Annotated in this window: 1 protein-coding gene; it reads left to right on the top strand. The window is 71.8% G+C overall.

Going from position 1 to position 2,814, the window contains the following annotated elements; translation table 11 throughout:
• Positions 1-60: 60 nt before the first annotated feature.
• A complete protein-coding gene (polA, locus tag AOK18_RS29405) occupies positions 61-2,787 on the top strand; it encodes a DNA polymerase I (RefSeq protein ID WP_055696282.1) in 2,727 nt (908 codons plus the stop codon).
• The last annotated feature ends 27 nt before the right edge of the window (positions 2,788-2,814 follow it).

Here is a 2,814-nt window from a genome sequence, read left to right as displayed (position 1 = left end):
CGCGGCCGGCGGCGGCGGGGGCGGGACCGAGTGTCGGTGGCGCGTGGCAGGATCGGGGATGTGGCAGAGACAGCAGCGAAGAAGACCGACCAGACCTCCGGCGAGGCCCGACCGCGACTGATGCTCATGGACGGGCACTCGCTGGCCTACCGCGCGTTCTTCGCGCTGCCCGTGGAGAACTTCACCACCGCGACGGGCCAGCCGACGAACGCGATCTACGGCTTCGCGTCGATGCTCGCGAACACGTTGCGCGACGAGGCGCCCACGCACTTCGCGGTGGCCTTCGACGTGTCCCGCAAGACCTGGCGCTCGGCGGAGTTCCCCGAGTACAAGGCGAACCGCTCCAAGACCCCGGACGAGTTCAAGGGCCAGGTCGAGCTGATCGGCGAACTGCTCGACGCGATGAACACCCCGCGCTTCGCCGTCGACGGGTTCGAGGCCGACGACGTCATCGCCACGCTCGCCACCCGCGCCGAGGCCGAGGGCTTCGACGTGCTGATCGTCACCGGCGACCGGGACTCCTTCCAGCTGGTCTCCGAGCACACCACGGTGCTGTACCCGACCAAGGGCGTCTCCGAGCTGACCCGGTTCACCCCCGAGAAGGTGGTCGAGAAGTACGGGCTGACGCCCGCCCAGTACCCCGACTTCGCGGCCCTGCGCGGAGACCCGTCCGACAACCTGCCCGGCATTCCCGGCGTCGGCGAGAAGACGGCCGCGAAGTGGATCAACCAGTTCGGTTCCTTCGCACAGCTCGTCGAGCGGGTCGACGAGGTCAAGGGCAAGGCCGGGCAGAACCTGCGCGACCACCTCGAGTCGGTCAAGCTCAACCGCCGCCTCACCGAGATGGAGCGCGAGGTCGAGCTGGCCAAGGGCGTCATCGACCTGGAGCGGACCGCCTACGACCGTAAGGCCGTCGCGATGATCCTGGACACCCTGGAGATCAGGAACCCGTCCCTGCGCGAGCGGCTCTTCGCCGTCGACCCCGGAGCGCAGGAGGCCGAGAGCACGCCGGTCGTCGCGGAAGGCGTGGAGCTGGACGCGACCGTCCTGGGCACGGGCGAGCTGGCCGGCTGGCTCGCCGAGCACGGCACCGCACCCCTGGGCGTCGCCACCGTCGACACCTGGGCGCTGGGGACCGGCTCGGTCGCCGAGATCGCCCTCGCGGCGGCCGCCGGGCCGGCCGCCTGGTTCGACCCGGCCGAGCTGGACGAGGGCGACGAGCGGGCGTTCGCCGCCTGGCTGGCCGACGCGGACCGGCCCAAGGTGTTCCACAACGCCAAGGGCGCGATGCGGGTCTTCGCCGAGCACGGCTGGAGCGTCGAGGGCGTCTCCATGGACACGGCCCTCGCCGCCTACCTGGTCAAGCCGGGCCGCCGCTCCTTCGCCCTGGACGCGCTGTCCCTGGAGTACCTGCACCGCGAGCTGGCGCCCGCCGCCGCGGCCGACGGCCAGCTGGCCTTCGGCGCGGACGACACCGCCGAGGCCGAGGCGCTGATGGTGCAGGCCCGCGCGGTGCTCGACCTCGGCGAGGCCTTCGAGGACCGCCTGAAGGAGGTGGGCGCCGCGGATCTGCTGCGGGACATGGAGCTGCCGACGTCCATCCTGCTGGCCCGCATGGAGCGGCACGGCATCGCCGCGGACCGGGCCCACCTGGAGTCCATGGAGCAGATGTTCGCGGGCGCCGTGCAGCAGGCCGTGCAGGAGGCGCACGCGGCGGCGGGACACGAGTTCAACCTGGGCTCGCCCAAGCAGCTCCAGGAGGTCCTCTTCGGCGAACTCGGCCTGCCGAAGACGAAGAAGACCAAGACCGGGTACACCACCGACGCCGACGCCCTGGCCTGGCTGGCCGGCCAGACCGGCAACGAACTGCCGGTGATCATGCTCCGGCACCGTGAACAGGCGAAGCTGCGCGTCACCGTCGAGGGCCTGATCAAGGCGATCGCCGCCGACGGCCGCATCCACACCACGTTCAACCAGACGGTCGCCGCCACCGGCCGCCTGTCCTCGACCGACCCGAACCTGCAGAACATCCCGGTCCGTACCGACGAGGGACGCGCGATCCGCCGGGGCTTCGTCGTCGGCGAGGGCTTCGAGTCCCTCCTCACCGCCGACTACAGCCAGATCGAACTGCGGGTGATGGCCCACCTCTCCGAGGACGCCGGCCTCATCGAGGCGTTCACCTCCGGTGAGGACCTGCACACCACGGCCGCCGCGCAGGTGTTCGCGGTCGAGCAGTCCGCGGTGGACGCGGAGATGCGCCGCAAGATCAAGGCGATGTCGTACGGCCTCGCGTACGGGCTGTCCGCCTTCGGCCTCTCGCAGCAGCTGAACATCGAGGCGGCCGAGGCCCGCGCCCTGATGGACGCCTACTTCGAGCGGTTCGGCGGGGTGCGGGACTACCTGCGCCGGGTCGTCGACGAGGCGCGGGCGACGGGTTACACGGCGACCCTCTTCGGCCGCCGGCGCTACCTGCCCGACCTCAACAGCGACAACCGCCAGCGCCGCGAGGCGGCCGAGCGCATGGCGCTGAACGCGCCGATCCAGGGCACGGCGGCGGACATCGTCAAGATCGCCATGCTGAACGTGGACCGCGCGCTGCGCGAGGCGGGCCTCGAGTCCCGCATGCTCCTCCAGGTCCACGACGAAATCGTCCTGGAGATCGCCCCGGGCGAGCGCCCGGCCGCCGAGGAACTCATCCGCCGGGAGATGGCCGGCGCGGTCCGGCTCCGCGTCCCCCTGGGCGTCTCGGTCGGCGCGGGCCCGGACTGGGAGTCGGCGGCACACTGACGCCGCGGGCCCGGCCGGGACCGGCGG

This window comes from Streptomyces prasinopilosus, assembly GCF_001419695.1.
Taxonomy (GTDB): Bacteria; Actinomycetota; Actinomycetes; order Streptomycetales; family Streptomycetaceae; genus Streptomyces; species Streptomyces prasinopilosus.
The sequence above is the reverse complement of the archived record's forward strand: the minus strand, read 5'-3'. Positions and strand labels throughout refer to the sequence as shown.